We start from the raw sequence: 16,638 nt of genomic DNA on the forward strand, positions 1-16,638 counted from the left end.
CACCACCACTGCGGTAGACACGCCCATGAACAAGCTGGCCGAGATGGTTCAAGCACAGTTGCTCGATGCCATCGAAAAGGATGACCTGGTCCTGCCGACCCTGCCCGAGGTTGCCTTGAGCATCCGCGAGGCGGCGGAAGACAGCGAAATCAGCGTAGCGGCCCTGAGCAAGGTGATCGGTCGCGATGCGGCCCTTTCAGCGCGCCTGATCAAGGTCGTCAACAGCCCGCTGCTGCGCGCGGCGGTCGAGGTCACCGACCTGCACACCGCCATCACGCGGCTGGGCATCAACTACAGCTGCAACCTGGCCATTGGCCTGGTGATCGAGCAGATTTTCCACGCCCGGGCGCCGGCGGTGGAGCAGAAGTTACGTGATATCTGGGCCAACAGCCTGGATGTGGCGGGCATCAGCTACGAAATTTGCCGCCGCTTTACACAACTCAAGCCCGACCAGGCCACCCTCGGCGGGCTGGTCAACCAGATTGGCGCACTGCCGGTGCTGATCTATGCCGAAGAGCACAACGAACTGCTGTCCGACCCGGTGTGCCTGCATTATGTGATCGAGCAGATCCAGCCGGTGCTGGGCGACAAGATCCTCAAGGCCTGGGAGTTTCCGGAGCAACTGGTCAACCTGCCGAGCCAGGTGCAGGACCTGGACCGGCAGACTGACAAGATCGACTACATCGACATCGTGCAGATCGCCCGCTGCATCAGCCAGCGCGGGCGCCACCGGCCACTGGCGGCACTGCCGGCATACCGCCACCTGGGCCTGCCGTACGGCACCGAGCTTGAAGTGGGTGAACTGATCGAGGCGCGGAGCATGTTGCGCTGACCGATGTCAGCCTGTGCCGGCCTCTTCGCGGGTAAACCCGCTCCCACAGGGATAGCGCAGCCTTCAGCAGCGGCGCGGTCACTGTGGGAGCGGGTTCACCCGCGAAAGGGCTGGTACAGGCCACACATCAATCCGCGATAAAACTCACCCGCACCCGCAACCCGCCCTTCGCACCGTCATGCAGGCTCACCTGCGCCAGGTGCGCCCGGCAGATCTCGCCGACAATCGCCAAGCCAAGCCCACTGCCCTGCGCACTGCGCCGGTAGAAGCGCTCGAATACCCGCTCACGCTCGGCCTCGGGAATCCCCGGTCCGTCGTCCTCCACCTCAAGCACCGCCGGCGCCAGCACCCGCAAGATCACGTTGCCGCCAGCCGGCGTATGCGCCAAGGCATTGTCCACCAGGTTGCTCAACAACTCGTTGAGCAGCGTCGGCTCCCCCTTCAGCCACACCGGCGCCTCGGCCTCCAGGGCCAGCGCCACCCCGCGCTTGTGCGCCAGCGGTGCCATGGCCATGCCCAGCTCACGAGCCAACTGGCTCAAGTCCAGGCGCTGCGCCCCGCCTTCGGCAATCGCCCGCGCACCGTTCTCGACCCGCGCCAGCGACAGCAGCTGGTTGGCCAGGTGGGTCAGCCGGTCAGTGCCTTGGGCCGCGGACTCCAGTGTCTGCCGCCACTCCTGCGGCTCGGCCGAACGCAAGCCAAGCTCGACCCGCGCCTTCAGCGCGGCCAGTGGCGTACGCAACTCGTGGGCAGCGTCGGCGATGAACTGCGCCTGGCGCTCGAACTGGCCGCGCAAACGCTCGGTGAAATGGTTCAAAGCCCGCACCAGTGGGCCCAGCTCACGCTGCACCTGCACCACCGGCAAGGCCCGCAGGTCGTCCGGCTGGCGCTCTTCCACCGCCGTGCGCAGGCGCTCCAGCGGCCGCAACGCGGCACTCACGGCAAACCACACCATCACCAGCGCGCCCAGCGCCAGCATCCCCAGGCGCAGCAGGGTATCGGCCATCAGGCCACGAGCCATGCGCACCCGCGCTTCCTCGGTCTCGGCCACACGGATCTCCGCCATGCCGTTCATGTTCGGCTCGCTCACCGGCTTCAGCAGGCTGACCACGCGCACGTCCTGGCCCAGGTAGGTGGCGTTGTAGAACCGCGCCAGCGCCGGGTAATCGTCGGTACGCGTTGTGCCTGGCGGCGGCGCTGGCAGGTTCTCGTAGCCGGAAATCAGCTGCTGCTGGATGTCCAGCACCTGGTAGTAGATGCGCCCGGCACTGTCGTAGGCGAAGGTGTCCAGGGCCACGTAGGGCACATCCGCGCTCAGCGAACCGTCACGCTGGGACAGGCCTGCGGCAATGGTCCGCGCCGAGGCCAGCAGGGTCCGGTCGTAGGCGGTGTCGGCGGCCTCGCGGCCATTCCAATAAGCGCTCAGGCCACTCGCCAGCATCAACACCACCAGCAACAAGGCCAGGTTGCCGAGCAAGCGCCCACGCAGGCTGCCGTTGTCACGCATCGCGGTGCTCGAGCAGGTAGCCCAGGCCACGGAAGGTGACGATGGCCACCGGGTGGCCGTCGAGCTTCTTGCGCAGGCGGTGGATGTAGATTTCGATGGCGTCGGGGCTGGCTTCTTCGTCCAGGCCGAACACCTGGGCGGCCAGTTGCTCCTTGCTCATCACCCGACCCGGTCGGGCGATCAGCGCTTCCAGTACGCTCTGTTCGCGCGAGGTCAGGGTCAGGTTTTCTCCACCCAGGGCGAAGCGCCGGGTGTCCAGGTCGTACACCAGCGGCCCGCAGCGTTGCTGGCGCTCGCCACCGAGCACGCTGCGCCGCAGCAGGGCCTTGACCCGTGCTTCCAGTTCGGTCAGCTCGAACGGCTTGGCCAGGTAGTCGTCGGCGCCCAGGTTCAGGCCGTGGACCCGGTCCTTGACGTCGCTGCGCGCGGTCAGCATCAGCACCGGCAGGGTCTTGCCACGGCCGCGCAGGCGCGCCAGCACCTCGAAGCCGTCCATGCGCGGCAAGCCGACATCCAGCACGGCCACGGCGTATTCCTCGCTGGCCAGGGCCAGGTCGGCGGCCACGCCGTCATGCAGCACATCCACGGTCAGGCCATGGCTTTTCAAGGCCTGGGCCACGCTTTCGGCCAGTTGCAGGTGGTCTTCGACCAGCAGCACACGCATCGGATTCTCCCTGCTCGGGTGGGACGGTGGCGCGGAGTGTACCGCTGTCGGCAGGCCTGTGAAGCCCTGTCGACAAACCTTTCACGCTGAAAGGTTAGCGAAAGGTTGGTTACCTAGCATCGCACCACGGTCGCCCTTCGCGCCGAAAAAAGCACCAGCAAGGTGCAACGAATAAGAACAATAAACGGAGCCATCAGTGATGCTGTCATCGCAGCCGCAGGCGTTCGCGCCTACCCGTTCCTTTGCCGCACGCCCCTCCGCCATCGCCAGCGCCCTTGCGCTTGCCGGTGTCTCCCCGATGAGCCAGGCCGCCTTCTTCGAAGACAGCACGGCCACCTTCGAAACCCGCAACATGTACTTCAACCGCGACTTCCGCGACGGCACCAGTGCGCAGCAATCCAAGCGCGACGAGTGGGCCCAGGGCTTCATGCTCAACTTCGAGTCTGGCTACACCGATGGCACCGTGGGCTTCGGCCTGGATGCGCTGGGCATGCTCGGCATCAAGCTCGACTCCAGCCCCGACCGCACCGACACCGGCCTGCTGCCGACCCACGATGACGGCAAGGCCGCCGACGAGTACTCCAAGCTCGGCCTGACCGGCAAGGTGAAGGTGTCGCAGACCGAACTGAAGATCGGCACGCTGATCCCCGAACTGCCGACCCTGCAGCCCAACGATGGGCGCATCCTGCCGCAAACCTTCGAAGGCGGCCTGCTCACCTCGAAGGAGGTCAAGGGCCTGACCTTCACCGGCGGCCGACTGGACAAGGCCAAGGACCGCAACGACACCAACTGGGAAGACCTGGCCCTGAACAACAAGAACGGCCGCTTCGGTGGCTCGTTCAGCGCCGACAACCTGGACCTGGCCGGCCTCGACTACCAGTTCACCGATCGCATCACCGGCAGCTACCACTTTGCCCAGCTCGACGATATCTACCGCCAGCACTTCATCGGCATGGTCGCCACTCAGCCATGGGGCCCGGGCACCTTCGGCGCCGACCTGCGCCTGGCGGTGAGTGACGACGCCGGCGCCGCCAAGGCCGGCAACATCGACAACACCACCGTCAACGGCATGCTCAGCTACGCCCTGGGCGGGCACAAGGTCAGCGCCGCCTGGCAGCAGCTGTCCGGCGACAGCGCCTTCCCGTACGTCGATGGTGCCGACCCGTACCTGGTCAACTTCGTCCAGATCAACGACTTCGCCGGCGCCGACGAGCGCTCCTGGCAGGCGCGCTACGACTACAACTTCGCCGCACTTGGCGTGCCCGGCCTGACCTTCATGACCCGCTACATCAGCGGCGACAACGTCAGCCGCGCGGCCGGTGGCGAGGGCAAGGAGTGGGAGCGCAACACCGAACTGAAGTACGTGGTACAAAGCGGCCCGTTGAAGAACGTCGCCGTGCGCCTGCGCAACGCCACCTTCCGCTCCAACTTCGCCCGCGACGCGGACGAGGTGCGGCTGCTGGTGAGCTACAGCGTGGCGCTGTGGTAACCCCATAGCGACAACTTGATAACAACAACGCTCACGGAGATAGACGATGACCTTTTCACTGCGCCGCCTCGTCCTCGCTACCGGCTGCCTGCTGCTGGCCGGCAACGCCCTCGCTGCCGAACCGAAACGCCCCGAATGCATTGCCCCCGCCTCGCCCGGCGGCGGCTTCGACCTGACCTGCAAACTGGTGCAGAGCGCCCTGGTGCAGGAAAAGATCCTCACCAAGCCGATGCGCGTCACCTACATGCCCGGCGGTGTCGGCGCGGTGGCCTACAACGCCGTGGTCGCCCAGCGCCCGGCCGATGCCGGCACCCTGGTGGCCTGGTCCAGCGGCTCGCTGCTGAACCTGGCCCAGGGCAAGTTCGGCCGCTTCGACGAAAACGCGGTGAAATGGCTGGCCGCCGTCGGCACCAGCTACGGCGCCATCGCAGTGAAAAGCGACTCGCCCTACAAGACCCTCGACGACCTGGTCGCGGCGTTGAAGAAAGACCCGAGCAAGGTGGTGATCGGCTCCGGCGGTACGGTCGGCAGCCAGGACTGGATGCAGACCGCCCTGATCGCCAAGGCCGCCGGCGTCAACCCGCGTGACCTGCGCTACGTGGCCCTGGAAGGCGGCGGCGAAATCGCCACGGCGTTGCTGGGCGGGCATATCCAGGTAGGCTCGACCGACATCTCCGACTCCATGCCGCACATTCAGAGCGGCAACATGCGCATCCTCGCGGTGTTCTCGGAAAACCGCCTGGACGAGCCCGAGATGAAAGACATCCCCACCGCCAAGGAGCAGGGCTACGACATCGTCTGGCCGGTGGTACGCGGTTTCTACCTGGGGCCAAAGGTGAGCGACGAGGACTACGCCTGGTGGAAACAGTCATTCGACAAGATGCTGGCCTCGGAAGACTTCGCCAAGCTGCGTGACCAGCGCGAACTGTTTCCCTTCGCCATGACCGGTGCAGAGCTGGACGGCTATGTGAAGAAGCAAGTGGCTGACTACAAGGCACTGGCCAGGGAGTTTGGCCTGATCCAGTAACACTGGCCGGAGTTACCACAATCCCTGTGGGAGCGGCCTTGTGTCGCGATGGGCCGCACAGCGGCCCCTGTCTCAGCCGATGCGATGCTTCAGACAGATCGCAGTGGCAGGTTTTGCGGCCGCTTCGCGCCCGATCGCGACGCAAGGCCGCTCCCACAGGATTTGCATTTCGCTTGAGCGATCCCAACGAGGATTCCTTCATGATCCTGCAACGCATCTTCGCCCTGGCCCTGCTGGCGGTGTGCGCCGCCCTGGCCGTGATGGCCTGGCCTTACCAGGCGGCGTTTTCCTATGAACCGGTGGGCCCGCGCGCCTACCCGCTGTTGATGCTCGGCCTGCTTGGCCTGGGCCTGCTGTACCTGGTGTTCCGCCCCACGCCCATCGTGCGCAAGGACGACGAACCGGAACTGGACCGCGAAACCCTGATCAAGATCACCGCCTGCGTCGGCCTGCTGATCGTTTTCGCCAGCACCTTCGAAGCCCTGGGCTTCATCCTCAGCGCCATCCTGGTCGGCGTGCCCATGGCCCGCCTGTACGGCGGCCGCTGGCTGCACAGCGCCATCGTGGTGGTGGGCATGAGCCTGTTCCTCTACTGGCTGTTCGACCGCGTGATGGACGTGCCCCTGCCCCTTGGCCTGCTGAGCGTACTGGAGAACTGACACATGGATACCTTGAGCTACCTGGGCCAGGGCTTCGGCGTCGCCCTGTCCCCCTACAACCTGGTCACCGCCCTCTCCGGCACGCTGATCGGTACCGTGGTCGGTCTGCTGCCGGGCCTGGGCCCGATCAACGGCGTGGCCTTGCTGATCCCCATCGCCTTCGCCCTCGGCCTGCCGCCGGAGTCGGCGCTGATCCTGCTGGCGGCGGTGTACCTGGGCTGTGAGTACGGTGGGCGCATCAGTTCGATCCTGCTGAACATCCCCGGCGAAGCCTCGACCGTGATGACCACCCTCGATGGCTACCCGATGGCCCGCAATGGCCTGGCTGGCGTAGCGCTGTCGCTGTCGGCCTGGAGTTCGTTCATCGGTGCGCTGATCGCCACCTGCGGCATGGTGCTGTTCGCCCCGCTGCTGGCGAAATGGGCAATCGCCTTCGGCCCGGCGGAGTACTTCGTGCTGATGGTGTTCGCCATCGTCGCCCTCGGTGGCATGGCCGGCGACAAGCCGCTGAAAACCTTCATTGCCGCACTGATCGGCCTGTTCCTGTCGGCAGTCGGCATCGATGCCAACAGTGGCGTGTACCGCTTCACCGGCGACAGTGTGCATCTGGCCGACGGCATCCAGTTCGTGGTGCTGGTGCTGGGCCTGTTCTCCATCAGCGAAATCCTCCTGCTGCTGGAAAAGACCCACCATGGCCACCAGGCGATCAAGGCCACCGGGCGCATGCTGTTCAACTTCAAGGAAGCGGCCTCGGTGTTCGTGGTCAACATCCGCTGCGGCCTGCTGGGCTTCATCATGGGTGTGCTGCCTGGCGCCGGTGCAACACTGGCCAGCGCCGTGGCCTACATGACCGAAAAACGCCTGGCAGGTGACAAGGGCAAGTTCGGCAAGGGCGACGCCCGCGGCCTGGCCGCCCCGGAAACCGCCATCGGCGCCTCCTGCTGTGGCGCCCTGGTACCGATGCTGACCCTGGGCGTACCCGGCTCGGGCACCACCGCGGTAATGATCGGCGCACTGACCTTGTACAACATCACCCCGGGCCCACTGCTGTTCGAACAGCAGCCAGACATTGTCTGGGGCCTGATCGCCTCGCTGTTCATCGCCAACATCATGCTGGTGATCCTCAACATCCCGATGATCCGCATCTTCACCCGCATCCTCGCCGTGCCGAACTGGGCGCTGGTGCCGGTGATCGCCATCATCACGGGGATCGGGGTGTACGCCGTGCATGCCACCACCTTCGACCTGTTCCTGATGGTCGGCATCGGCATCATGGGCTATATCCTGCGCAAGCTGGACTTCCCGCTGTCGCCGATCCTGCTCGGCTTCATCCTCGGTGGGCTGATGGAGCAGAACCTGCGCCGGGCGCTGTCGATCTCCAACGGCGAACTGGGCATCCTCTGGTCGAGCCCGATCAGCATGTCGGTATGGGTACTGACCATTTGCATGCTGACCCTGCCGCTGCTGCGCATCTGGCGCAAACGCAGCCAGCAGCGCCGGGCGATGGCCGATGCCTGATCGCTCGTTGCCGTTGTTTGTCGCGACCGGGCTGGTCGGCCTCGCTGGCGGTTTTGCCGCCAGCAAGGTCGGCTGGCCTTTGCCATGGATGGTCGGCTCGTTGCTGGCGATCATCCTGGTACGCTGCCTGACACCCTGGCAGCTGCCGGAAATCCCCAATGGTCGCAAATGCGGGCAGTGGATCATCGGCATCGGTATCGGCCTGCACTTCACTCCGGCGGTGATCGAGCAGGTGGCCAGCCATTTCGCACTGATCTTCTTCGGCGCGCTGTTCACCACCCTGTCCAGCGTGATCAGCGTATGGCTGTTGCGGCGCACCGGTGAAGACCGTGCCACGGCGTTCTTTGCCAGCATGCCGGGCGGTTCGGGGGAGATGGTCAACCTTGGCGCGCGCAACGGCGCGGTGCTCAGCCAGGTAGCGGCGGCGCAGAGCCTGCGCGTGCTGGCGGTGGTACTGTGCGTGCCGGCGCTGTTCAAGTTCCTGCTGGGTGACGGTGTACCGCTGAATCACACCGGCAGTGTGAGCTGGGGCTGGCTGGCGCTGATTGCGCCGCTGGGCGTTGCCGTCGCCCTGCTCTGGCAGCGCTTGCGCCAGCCCAACCCGTGGCTGTTCGGGCCATTGCTGGTGGCAGCCACCGTGAGCCTGGCGGGCAACCTGCAGATAACCCTGCCCAATGGCGCCAGCCAGATCGGCCAGTGGTTGATCGGCAGTGGCCTGGCCTGCCACTTCAACCGCGCGTTCTTCCGCCGCGCACCGTCGTTCCTGGGGCGTACCCTGGTAGCCACGGCGTTGTGCATGGCGATTGCCGGCAGCGCCGCTTGGGTATTGAGCGTGATGACCGCGCTGGACCTGCGTTCGCTGACATTGGGGATGATGCCGGGCGGAATTGCCGAGATGAGCCTGACGGCAGAGACCCTGCAACTGTCGGTGCCGCTGGTGACGGCGCTGCAGGTGATGCGCTTGTTGTTCGTGCTGTTTCTGGCAGAGCCGTTGTTCCGGGTGTGGAACGCAACCCCGGAATGACTGTGACGGCCTCTTCGCGGGTAAACCCGCTCCCACAGGGACCACACAAGCCCTGAGGGTAGTGCAGTACCTGTGGGAGCGGGTTCACCCGCGAAGACGGCAACGCGGTATGTCAGGCCATTACAATGGCGGCAACGCCCAGTTGATCGGCGCCAGCCCGCGCTGCTGGAGGAAACTGTTGGTCCGGCTGAAATGCCCGCACCCCAGGAACCCACGGTAAGCCGACAACGGCGATGGATGCACCGACTTCAGCACCAGGTGCTTGGTCCCGTCGATCAGCTTCTGCTTGCTTTGCGCATGCGAGCCCCACAGCAGGAACACCACGTTCGGGCACTGCTCGCTGACCACCTGGATGACCCGGTCGGTAAAGAACTCCCAGCCCTTCTTGGCATGCGACGCGGCATTGGCGCGCTCCACGGTCATGGTCGTGTTGAGCAACAGCACGCCCTGCTCGGCCCAGCTCTGCAGGTAGCCATGGTTGGCAATCGGGATGTTCAGGTCGCGCTGCAGCTCCTTGTAGATGTTGACCAGCGACGGTGGCGTGGCCACGCCCGGCTGCACCGAGAAGCACAGGCCATGCGCCTGGCCCGGCCCGTGGTACGGGTCCTGGCCGAGGATGACCACCTTCACCTGGTCCAGCGGCGTCGAGTTGAGCGCATTGAAGATCAACGGCCCTGGCGGGTAGATCTCTTTGCCGGCGGCGTACTCGCCGCGCAGGAACTCGCGCAGCTGATGCATGTAGGGCTGGTCGAATTCGGCGCGCAAGGCGGCCTTCCAGCTGGGTTCGAGTTTGATGCGATCGTCGTCAGTCATGGGGCCTTCCATAAACAATGGCGCGACACTAGGTAAGCCCTTCCCGCTTGTCAAACGATCCGACCGACGACCGGCATGTTCGGCCAGGCAAGCCATACTTGTCCGATGACTTGCGCGAGGTAGTCCATGACCATTCACTGCGAGGTACTCACCGGCGCCGATGGCGCCCGCATCGGCATCGCCACCCTGGATGCGCCCAAGGCGCTCAATGCCCTGAACCTGCCGATGATCGAGGTATTGGGCGAACAGTTGCACGCCTGGGCTCGCGACCCAGGGATCGTTTGCGTGCTGCTGCGCGGCAACGGTGCCAAGGCCTTCTGTGCCGGCGGTGATGTGCGTGCGCTGGTGCAAGCCTGCCGCGACCACCCCGGCAGCGTACCCCCGCTGGCCGCCACCTTCTTCGCCGCAGAATATCGCCTGGACTTTGCCCTGCACATCTATCCCAAGCCGCTGCTGTGCTGGGGGCACGGGCATGTGCTGGGCGGCGGCATGGGCCTGCTGCAGGGCGCCAATGTACGTATCGTCACCCCCAGCAGTCGGCTGGCCATGCCGGAAATCAGCATCGGCCTGTACCCGGACGTGGGCGCCAGCTGGTTCCTTGCCCGCCTGCCGGGCAAGCTGGGGTTGTTCCTCGGCCTGACAGGCGCGCCGATCAATGCCCACGACGCCTTGGACCTGGGCCTGGCCGACCGCTTTCTGGGTGAGTACCAGCAAGAGGCGCTGATCGAAGAACTGCTGCAACTGAACTGGCAGGAACAAACTGCCCTGCAACTGAACAGCCTGCTCAAGGCCGAACAGCACCGCGCCTGCGCCGAGTTGCCCGAGGCCCAGTGGCTGCCGCGGCGACAGGTAATCGATCAGTTGCTCGATGTGGCCGACGCAGCCGCCGCCTGGCGTGCGCTGGAGGGGCTCAAGCACCACGACGACCCGCTGCTGGCAGATGCCGGCCAACGGTTGCATGAAGGTTGCCCGCTGACCGCACACCTGGTGTGGGAACAGATCCGCCGGGCACGGCACCTGTCGTTGGCGCAGGTGTTTCAGATGGAGTACAGCATGAGCCTGAACTGCTGCCGCCACCCGGAATTCAGCGAAGGCGTGCGTGCGCGCTTGCTGGACAAGGACAACCAGCCGCACTGGCACTGGCCCGATGTGGCGCAAGTGCCGGCGGCGGTGGTGGAGGCGCATTTTGCCAAGGTGTGGGAGGGGCGGCATCCGCTGGCGGATCTCGGGTAGCTTCGAGAAGTTGGGGCTGCCTTGCAGCCCATCGCGACACAAGGCCGCTCCTACAGGTACAGCGATGGTTTCCAATGCTGCGCTGTACCTGTGGGAGCGGCCTTGCGTCGCGAAAGGGGCGCAACGCGCCCCCGATTTTCAATTCACCTACCGCTGCCAGTTCCCTCCTTGCCCATGCCCACGCCGCCCGTCCCCGCGCCGGTCACCATCCCCCCGCCCGTTGGAGTGCCAACGGTCATTCTGCTGGTAGCGCTGGCTGCCACCGCGATAATCATGACGGTCCCGGTCGCGCCCATAGTCATACCGCTGGCGGTTGCCATAGTCATAGCGTGGGTTGCCATGCCACTGCCTCATCCCCGGCTGTGGATGAGACCGGTAGTGAGGCGCAGGCGCCGAGCGGTAGTAGTAACGCGGCGCCGGCTGGTAGTAATAGCGCTGTTGCGGCGTTACGTAATAGCGGTCATAGCGGTAATAATCCGGTGACACATAACGGTCGGAGTAGTAGTGGTCCGACCGGTAATAGCCCCCGCTCTCGTAATACGGAACGCAGGCGGAAGTCATCAGCCCCAGCAGGGCGATCAACAGGATTCGATAGGACATGGCGGCCTCCTGGACCGCTGGAGTGCCCGAACAGCGGCGCTGGCGAGCATCGATGCGAAATGCGATCATCGACATTGAATAAGACAGTGCCGCCAAGGTGCAGTGCCATTTCTGCAACAATTTGATACAGGTGAGCGGCAGCCATGCCCGACAACCAGCACTGCCCCGCTTGTGGCGCCCTCAACCAGTGCAGCTTGGCCGACCCGCGCCGGGCCACCCAGGCCTGCTGGTGTTACAGCGTGACCATTGACCCTGCCGTGCTCGAGGCCCTGCCCGCCGAGCTGCGCGACAAAGCCTGCCTGTGCCCGCGCTGCGCCGCCGTCGAAGAACAACTTCGCTCCCCCGCTTCCGACTGACCGTTTGCCATGCGCCTCGACCGTTTCCTCGCCAACCTGCCCAGCCACAACCGCCAGCAAGTCCGCCTGATGCTCGCGCAACGTCGCGTGCGATTGGATGGCCAGGTGGTCAGCGACCCGCTGGCCGAGGTGCGTGAATTCAGCCGGGTGGAGCTGGACAACCAGCTGCTGCAGGCTGGCCGCCCGGCGCGCTACCTGATGCTGCACAAGCCCGCTGGCTGCGTCAGCGCCACCCAGGACCCGCAACACCGCACCGTGCTCGACCTGCTGCCAGCCGCGTTGCGTGAGGACCTGCACATTGCCGGGCGCCTGGACTTCAACACCACCGGCCTGATGATCCTGACCAACGATGGCCAATGGTCACGGCGGCTTACCCAACCCGCGACCAAGCTGCCCAAGCACTACCTGGTGGAAACCGAGGACGAGATTGGCGAGCACTATGTGGCCAAGTTCCTGGAGGGCTTCTACTTCGCCTTCGAAGACCTCACCACCCTGCCCGCCCAGCTGGACATCCTCGGGCCGCGCCAGGCGCGGCTGGCAATCGTCGAAGGGCGCTATCACCAGGTGAAGCGCATGTTCGGCCATTTCGACAACAAGGTGGTGGGGTTGCATCGGGAGAGCATGGGGGCGATCCGGCTGGACCCGGGGTTGGCGCCGGGGGCGTTTCGTGAATTGACAGCGGATGAAATAGCGACGGTCTAATCAGCCTGTACCGGCCTCTTCGCGGGCACGCCCGCTCCCACAGGTACACCCCAGGCCTCCGGGCTGGTGTGATCCCTGTGGGAGCGGGCGAGCCCGCGAAGAGGCCGGACCAGACAGATCAGGGTCGTCATACGACCGCTCAGCGACAAAAGTCACATTTCCCCCCGAACGGCACTTGCGGGATCCCCGACCCACTGCTTGAATCCAAATCGTCAGTCTGCATGTGACTACCAAGTCACACCCGCAGTCGAAGACACCTTTTGCCGGCCACCCAGGGCCTCGATGCCTTGGGGCACGGCAAATTGCCCGCCAAAAACAATACCGTCGACGCAAGTGCCAAGGATCGACACAGGGCCCCCCGGTATCTCTTCAGGCAAATGCCTACCTGTCATAAAGAACGTGCACCCTAGGTGACGCGAATACCCTTTTTGCGCCAGGAGTCGATGACATGAGGCCAGAAATCGCTGTACTTGATATCCAAGGTCAGTATCGGGTTTACACGGAGTTCTATCGCGCGGATGCGGCCGAGAATACGATCATTTTGATCAATGGCTCGCTGGCCACCACGGCCTCGTTCGCCCAGACGGTACGTAACCTGCACCCGCAGTTCAACGTAGTACTGTTCGACCAGCCATACGCGGGCAAATCCAAGCCGCACAATCGCCAGGAACGCTTTATCAGCAAGGAGACCGAAGCGCATATCCTCCTCGAGCTGATCGAGCACTTCCAGGCGGACCACGTGATGTCGTTCTCGTGGGGTGGCGCAAGTACACTGCTGGCGCTGGCGCACCAGCCGCGGGGCGTGAAGAAGGCTGTGGTGAGTTCTTTCTCGCCGGTGATCAACGAACCGATGCGTGACTACCTGGACCGCGGTTGCCAGTACCTGGCCGCCTGCGACCGCTATCAGGTCGGCAACCTGGTCAACGACACCATCGGCAAGCACCTGCCGTCACTGTTCAAGCGCTTCAACTACCGCCACGTCAGCAGCCTGGACAGCCACGAGTATGCGCAGATGCACTTCCACATCAACGAGGTGCTGCAACATGACCTGGAGCGGGCGCTGGATGGTGCACGCAATATCGACATCCCGGTGCTGTTCATCAACGGCGACCGCGACGAGTACACCACGGTCGAGGATGCGCGGCAGTTCAGCAAGCACGTGGGCCGCAGCCATTTCAGCGTGATCCGCGACGCAGGCCACTTCCTGGACATGGAAAACAAGACCGCTTGCGAGAACACCCGCAGCGTCATGCTGGGGTTCCTGAAGCCAACCATGCGTGAACCTCGTCACCGTTACCAGCCGGTAAAACAGGGGCAGCATGCATTGGCCATCTGAGCAGCTCGGCGCCCTGTGGATGAGACCCGCAAGCCAGGGGGCGCCGACAAGCTTTTTTATAACTTGGGCTTCTAATTCGTTGAAGGTTCTGGTAAAAAGTGCTGCGCAAACGCGGGTATAGTTTAGTGGCAAAACGAAAGCTTCCCAAGCTTTAGTTGAGGGTTCGATTCCCTCTACCCGCTCCACATCGCATTCCCGCATGGCGTTCCCGCAACGTCATCGCTGTCAAAAGGAGCCCAGGCTCCTTTTTTCGTTTCTCCCCCTCCCTTTGACCTGCCCCATGGCCATTTGCCTGCCGATCCGCTTCAATGCGTGGATGGATTCGTGAAGCATTTCGAAAGGACGACGCATGTTTCTCTCCCGCTGGCTACCGGGCCTTGCCAACCTGCTGCACTACCGCCGCGAGTGGTTCCACGCCGACCTGCAGGCCGGCCTCTCGGTGGCGGCGATCCAGATTCCCATTGCCATCGCCTACGCGCAGATCGTCGGCCTGCCGCCGCAGTACGGCCTGTACGCCTGTGTGCTGCCGATGATGGTCTACGCCCTGATCGGCAGCTCGCGCCAGCTGATGGTCGGCCCTGACGCTGCCACCTGCGCGATGATCGCCGGCGCTGTGGCGCCGTTGGCCATGGGCGAGCCGCACCGGATTGCCGAACTGTCGGTGATCGTCACCTTGCTGGTCGGGGTAATGCTGATCGCGGCCGGAGTGGCCCGGGCCGGGTTCATCGCCAGTTTCTTCTCGCGGCCGATCCTGATCGGCTATCTCAACGGTATCGGCCTGAGCCTGATCGCCGGGCAGTTGTCCAAGGTGGTGGGGTTCAAGATCGAGGGTGACGGCTTCATCCTCAGCCTGATCAACTTCTTCCAGCGCCTGGGCGAAATCCACTGGGTGACGCTGATCATCGGCCTCGCCGCTCTGGGCCTGCTGATCTGGCTGCCACGGCGCTACCCCCGCCTGCCCGCGGCGCTGACGGTAGTGGCGCTGTTCATGCTGCTGGTCGGCCTGTTCGGCCTCGACCGCTTCGGCGTCGCCATTCTCGGCCCGGTGCCTGCCGGCATCCCGCAGCTGTCCTGGCCACACAGTAACCTGGCAGAAATGAAAAGCCTGCTGCGCGACGCCCTGGGTATCGCCACCGTCAGCTTCTGCAGCGCCATGCTCACCGCACGCAGCTTTGCCGCCCGGCACGGCTACGCGATCAACGCCAACCACGAATTCGTCGCCCTGGGCGTAAGCAACCTGGCTGCCGGTGTTTCCCAGGGCTTTGCCATCAGCGGCGCAGACTCGCGCACGGCGGTCAACGACATGGTCGGTGGCAAGAGCCAACTGGTGGGCATCATCGCCGCGCTGGTCATCGCCTTGATCCTGCTGTTCTTCACCGCACCGATGGCGTGGATCCCGCAGGCCGCGCTGGGCGCCGTGCTGCTGATGGCCGGCTGGGGGCTGATCGACATCAAGTCGCTGGGGCACATTCGCCGCCTGAGCCGCTTCGAGTTCTGGCTGTGCCTGCTGACCACGGTCGGCGTGCTGAGCCTGGGCGTACTGCCCGGTATCGTGTTTGCCGTGACCCTGGCGATCCTGCGCCTGCTGTACAGCATCTATCAGCCCACCGATGCGGTGCTGGGCTGGCTGCCGGGCACCGAAGGCCAGGTGGACATCCGCAAACACAAGGATGCCCGCACCGTGCCAGGCCTGGTGGTGTACCGCTTCGACGACGCGATCCTGTTCTTCAACGCCGACTACTTCAAGATGCGCCTGCTCGAGGCGGTGCAGAGCCAGGACCAGCCCAAGGCCGTGCTGTTCGATGCCGAAGCGGTAACCAGCATCGACGTCAGCGGTATCGCCGCCCTGCGCGAAGTGCGCGACACCCTGGCCGCCCAGGGCATCTTCTTCGCCATCGCCCGCGCCCGCGGCACCTTCCTGCGCATGCTGGTGCGCTCGGGGATGGCCCGCGAGATGGAAGACAAACTGCTGTTCGGCTCGGTGCGGGCGGGCATTCGCGCCTATCGGGTTTGGCGCAACAGGAGTCGTATTGTGAAGGTGACCGAACAAGGCTGACGGCGAGTTGATGCCACAAATTTGCCTCCTACAGAGAAAAGGACTACTCGGCATTCGGAAAGGGATGATGGGCTAGCGACAACCTTGTTCGCTAGCCTCGTTTTCCCGCTCTGAAAACACGGCCGGGCACTCCCTTATCTGTAGCGCTGGATAACCGGCAGCTACGCCAATGGCGTACACTCTGCTATGCTTTTCACTGAAACAACCTTGTTCACCAAACGAGTCAGAGAACTCCTTGATGATGACACCTATCGCTTGCTGCAAGTCAGGCTCATGGCTTCACCTGAGACGGGAGACCTGATTGAGGGAACCGGTGGCCTACGCAAAATACGAGTGCCCGCTAACGGGCATGGAAAACGCGGTGGTGCCAGGGTTATCTACTACCACTTCATATCCAGATCACAGATAGCCATGCTCTACATCTACGGCAAAAATGAGCAGCCCGATCTGTCCAGCGAGCAGCGCAAGGCATTGAAGTCCATCATTGAACACTGGAGGCATGCATGAACCGCTTTTTTGACGAACTGATGGAGAGCGTTCAACAGATGGACGACATCGTCCAGGGCAAGTGCGCGCCGTCTCGCGAATTCGCAATCGATGCTCTTCAGGTACGAAGCATCCGCAGGGCAACAGGGCTTTCACAAGTACGCTTTGCCGAGATGATCGATGTTCAGGTCGCCACGCTGAGAAATTGGGAACAAGGCCGACGAGAACCGACCGGGCCAGCCAAGGCATTGTTACGTGCGATACGCAACGATCCAGACCATGTACTGAAGGCCCTTGCTCACTGACATAGGCCCGCCTGACCAGCATGATCACCTG

The 16,638-nt window shown here is 64.1% G+C and carries 17 protein-coding genes and 1 tRNA gene; 14 read left to right on the forward strand and 4 right to left on the reverse strand.

What is annotated here, in order from left to right; genetic code table 11:
• Positions 1-25: 25 nt before the first annotated feature.
• Complete coding sequence (locus CAG46_RS06360) at positions 26-832, forward strand: HDOD domain-containing protein (protein ID WP_015271603.1); 807 nt, start codon at positions 26-28, stop codon at positions 830-832.
• A gap of 127 nt (positions 833-959) precedes the next feature.
• Here the strand turns inward: CAG46_RS06360 and CAG46_RS06365 are convergent, their stop codons facing one another.
• Positions 960-2,339, reverse strand: coding sequence for a sensor histidine kinase (locus CAG46_RS06365; RefSeq protein ID WP_085614233.1), 1,380 nt, complete (start codon positions 2,337-2,339; stop codon positions 960-962).
• A complete protein-coding gene (locus CAG46_RS06370; RefSeq protein ID WP_025340433.1) occupies positions 2,332-3,003 on the reverse strand; it encodes a response regulator in 672 nt (223 codons plus the stop codon). Before CAG46_RS06370 ends, CAG46_RS06365 begins: the two co-directional genes overlap by 8 nt.
• 199 nt (positions 3,004-3,202) lie before the next feature.
• Between CAG46_RS06370 and CAG46_RS06375 the strand changes: the two genes are divergently transcribed.
• The 5 genes from CAG46_RS06375 to CAG46_RS06395 all read left to right on the forward strand — a co-directional run bounded on the left by CAG46_RS06375 (position 3,203) and on the right by CAG46_RS06395 (position 8,720).
• Positions 3,203-4,492, forward strand: a complete 1,290-nt coding sequence (locus tag CAG46_RS06375) for an OprD family porin (RefSeq protein ID WP_085614234.1) — start codon at positions 3,203-3,205, stop codon at positions 4,490-4,492.
• Positions 4,493-4,538: 46 nt separating this feature from the next.
• Positions 4,539-5,519 carry a tripartite tricarboxylate transporter substrate binding protein gene (locus tag CAG46_RS06380; RefSeq protein ID WP_085614235.1) on the forward strand — a complete coding sequence of 327 codons (981 nt, stop codon included), beginning with the start codon at positions 4,539-4,541 and terminating at the stop codon, positions 5,517-5,519.
• Positions 5,520-5,719: 200 nt separating this feature from the next.
• Positions 5,720-6,178: a tripartite tricarboxylate transporter TctB family protein gene (locus tag CAG46_RS06385; RefSeq protein ID WP_046614795.1), complete on the forward strand. Its 459-nt coding sequence runs from the start codon at positions 5,720-5,722 to the stop codon at positions 6,176-6,178.
• Positions 6,179-6,181: 3 nt separating this feature from the next.
• Positions 6,182-7,696, forward strand: a complete 1,515-nt coding sequence (locus CAG46_RS06390; protein WP_085614236.1) for a tripartite tricarboxylate transporter permease — start codon at positions 6,182-6,184, stop codon at positions 7,694-7,696.
• Positions 7,689-8,720, forward strand: coding sequence for an AbrB family transcriptional regulator (locus CAG46_RS06395; protein WP_085614237.1), 1,032 nt, complete (start codon positions 7,689-7,691; stop codon positions 8,718-8,720). The genes CAG46_RS06390 and CAG46_RS06395 overlap by 8 nt, the downstream gene beginning before the upstream one ends.
• A 120-nt stretch (positions 8,721-8,840) precedes the next feature.
• Here the strand turns inward: CAG46_RS06395 and ung are convergent, their stop codons facing one another.
• Complete coding sequence (gene ung, locus CAG46_RS06400; RefSeq protein ID WP_025340439.1) at positions 8,841-9,533, reverse strand: uracil-DNA glycosylase; 693 nt, start codon at positions 9,531-9,533, stop codon at positions 8,841-8,843.
• Between the two features lie 126 nt (positions 9,534-9,659).
• Between ung and CAG46_RS06405 the strand changes: the two genes are divergently transcribed.
• Complete coding sequence (locus CAG46_RS06405) at positions 9,660-10,766, forward strand: enoyl-CoA hydratase/isomerase family protein (protein ID WP_085614238.1); 1,107 nt, start codon at positions 9,660-9,662, stop codon at positions 10,764-10,766.
• Between the two features lie 147 nt (positions 10,767-10,913).
• Here the strand turns inward: CAG46_RS06405 and CAG46_RS06410 are convergent, their stop codons facing one another.
• On the reverse strand, positions 10,914-11,366 hold the full coding sequence (locus tag CAG46_RS06410; protein ID WP_085614239.1) for a hypothetical protein: 453 nt from the start codon (positions 11,364-11,366) through the stop codon (positions 10,914-10,916).
• 143 nt (positions 11,367-11,509) lie between these two features.
• Between CAG46_RS06410 and CAG46_RS06415 the strand changes: the two genes are divergently transcribed.
• The 7 genes from CAG46_RS06415 (at position 11,510) to nadS (ending at position 16,607) form a co-directional block, all read left to right on the forward strand.
• Positions 11,510-11,722, forward strand: a complete 213-nt coding sequence (locus tag CAG46_RS06415) for a cysteine-rich CWC family protein (protein ID WP_015271611.1) — start codon at positions 11,510-11,512, stop codon at positions 11,720-11,722.
• A gap of 9 nt (positions 11,723-11,731) precedes the next feature.
• A complete protein-coding gene (locus CAG46_RS06420) occupies positions 11,732-12,424 on the forward strand; it encodes a pseudouridine synthase (RefSeq protein ID WP_085614240.1) in 693 nt (230 codons plus the stop codon).
• A 448-nt stretch (positions 12,425-12,872) separates the two neighbouring features.
• The gene (gene phaG / locus CAG46_RS06425) at positions 12,873-13,760 is read left to right on the forward strand and encodes a (R)-3-hydroxydecanoyl-ACP:CoA transacylase (RefSeq protein WP_085614241.1); all 888 of its coding nucleotides are present in this window, start codon (positions 12,873-12,875) and stop codon (positions 13,758-13,760) included.
• 111 nt (positions 13,761-13,871) lie between these two features.
• A tRNA-Gly gene (locus tag CAG46_RS06430) sits at positions 13,872-13,945 on the forward strand.
• Between the two features lie 164 nt (positions 13,946-14,109).
• Positions 14,110-15,816, forward strand: coding sequence for a SulP family inorganic anion transporter (locus CAG46_RS06435; protein WP_085614242.1), 1,707 nt, complete (start codon positions 14,110-14,112; stop codon positions 15,814-15,816).
• Positions 15,817-16,002: 186 nt separating this feature from the next.
• Positions 16,003-16,323, forward strand: a complete 321-nt coding sequence (locus tag CAG46_RS06440) for a type II toxin-antitoxin system RelE/ParE family toxin (RefSeq protein WP_075046186.1) — start codon at positions 16,003-16,005, stop codon at positions 16,321-16,323.
• A complete protein-coding gene (gene nadS, locus CAG46_RS06445) occupies positions 16,320-16,607 on the forward strand; it encodes a NadS family protein (protein ID WP_075046187.1) in 288 nt (95 codons plus the stop codon). The genes CAG46_RS06440 and nadS overlap by 4 nt, the downstream gene beginning before the upstream one ends.
• Positions 16,608-16,638 lie beyond the last annotated feature (31 nt).

Source organism: Pseudomonas sp. B23(2017), assembly GCF_002113725.1.
GTDB lineage: Bacteria > Pseudomonadota > Gammaproteobacteria > Pseudomonadales > Pseudomonadaceae > Aquipseudomonas > Aquipseudomonas putida_Z.

Excerpts from the sequence above, each read along its gene's own strand:
- CAG46_RS06360 (WP_015271603.1), top strand. The coding sequence starts at position 26 with ATGAACAAGCTGGCCGAGATGGTTCAAGCACAGTTGCTCGATGCCATC.
- CAG46_RS06365 (WP_085614233.1), bottom strand. The coding sequence starts at position 2,339 with ATGCGTGACAACGGCAGCCTGCGTGGGCGCTTGCTCGGCAACCTGGCC.
- CAG46_RS06370 (WP_025340433.1), bottom strand. The coding sequence starts at position 3,003 with ATGCGTGTGCTGCTGGTCGAAGACCACCTGCAACTGGCCGAAAGCGTG.
- CAG46_RS06375 (WP_085614234.1), top strand. The coding sequence starts at position 3,203 with ATGCTGTCATCGCAGCCGCAGGCGTTCGCGCCTACCCGTTCCTTTGCC.
- CAG46_RS06380 (WP_085614235.1), top strand. The coding sequence starts at position 4,539 with ATGACCTTTTCACTGCGCCGCCTCGTCCTCGCTACCGGCTGCCTGCTG.
- CAG46_RS06385 (WP_046614795.1), top strand. The coding sequence starts at position 5,720 with ATGATCCTGCAACGCATCTTCGCCCTGGCCCTGCTGGCGGTGTGCGCC.
- CAG46_RS06390 (WP_085614236.1), top strand. The coding sequence starts at position 6,182 with ATGGATACCTTGAGCTACCTGGGCCAGGGCTTCGGCGTCGCCCTGTCC.
- CAG46_RS06395 (WP_085614237.1), top strand. The coding sequence starts at position 7,689 with ATGCCTGATCGCTCGTTGCCGTTGTTTGTCGCGACCGGGCTGGTCGGC.
- ung (WP_025340439.1), bottom strand. The coding sequence starts at position 9,533 with ATGACTGACGACGATCGCATCAAACTCGAACCCAGCTGGAAGGCCGCC.
- CAG46_RS06405 (WP_085614238.1), top strand. The coding sequence starts at position 9,660 with ATGACCATTCACTGCGAGGTACTCACCGGCGCCGATGGCGCCCGCATC.
- CAG46_RS06410 (WP_085614239.1), bottom strand. The coding sequence starts at position 11,366 with ATGTCCTATCGAATCCTGTTGATCGCCCTGCTGGGGCTGATGACTTCC.
- CAG46_RS06415 (WP_015271611.1), top strand. The coding sequence starts at position 11,510 with ATGCCCGACAACCAGCACTGCCCCGCTTGTGGCGCCCTCAACCAGTGC.
- CAG46_RS06420 (WP_085614240.1), top strand. The coding sequence starts at position 11,732 with ATGCGCCTCGACCGTTTCCTCGCCAACCTGCCCAGCCACAACCGCCAG.
- phaG (WP_085614241.1), top strand. The coding sequence starts at position 12,873 with ATGAGGCCAGAAATCGCTGTACTTGATATCCAAGGTCAGTATCGGGTT.
- CAG46_RS06435 (WP_085614242.1), top strand. The coding sequence starts at position 14,110 with ATGTTTCTCTCCCGCTGGCTACCGGGCCTTGCCAACCTGCTGCACTAC.
- CAG46_RS06440 (WP_075046186.1), top strand. The coding sequence starts at position 16,003 with ATGCTTTTCACTGAAACAACCTTGTTCACCAAACGAGTCAGAGAACTC.
- nadS (WP_075046187.1), top strand. The coding sequence starts at position 16,320 with ATGAACCGCTTTTTTGACGAACTGATGGAGAGCGTTCAACAGATGGAC.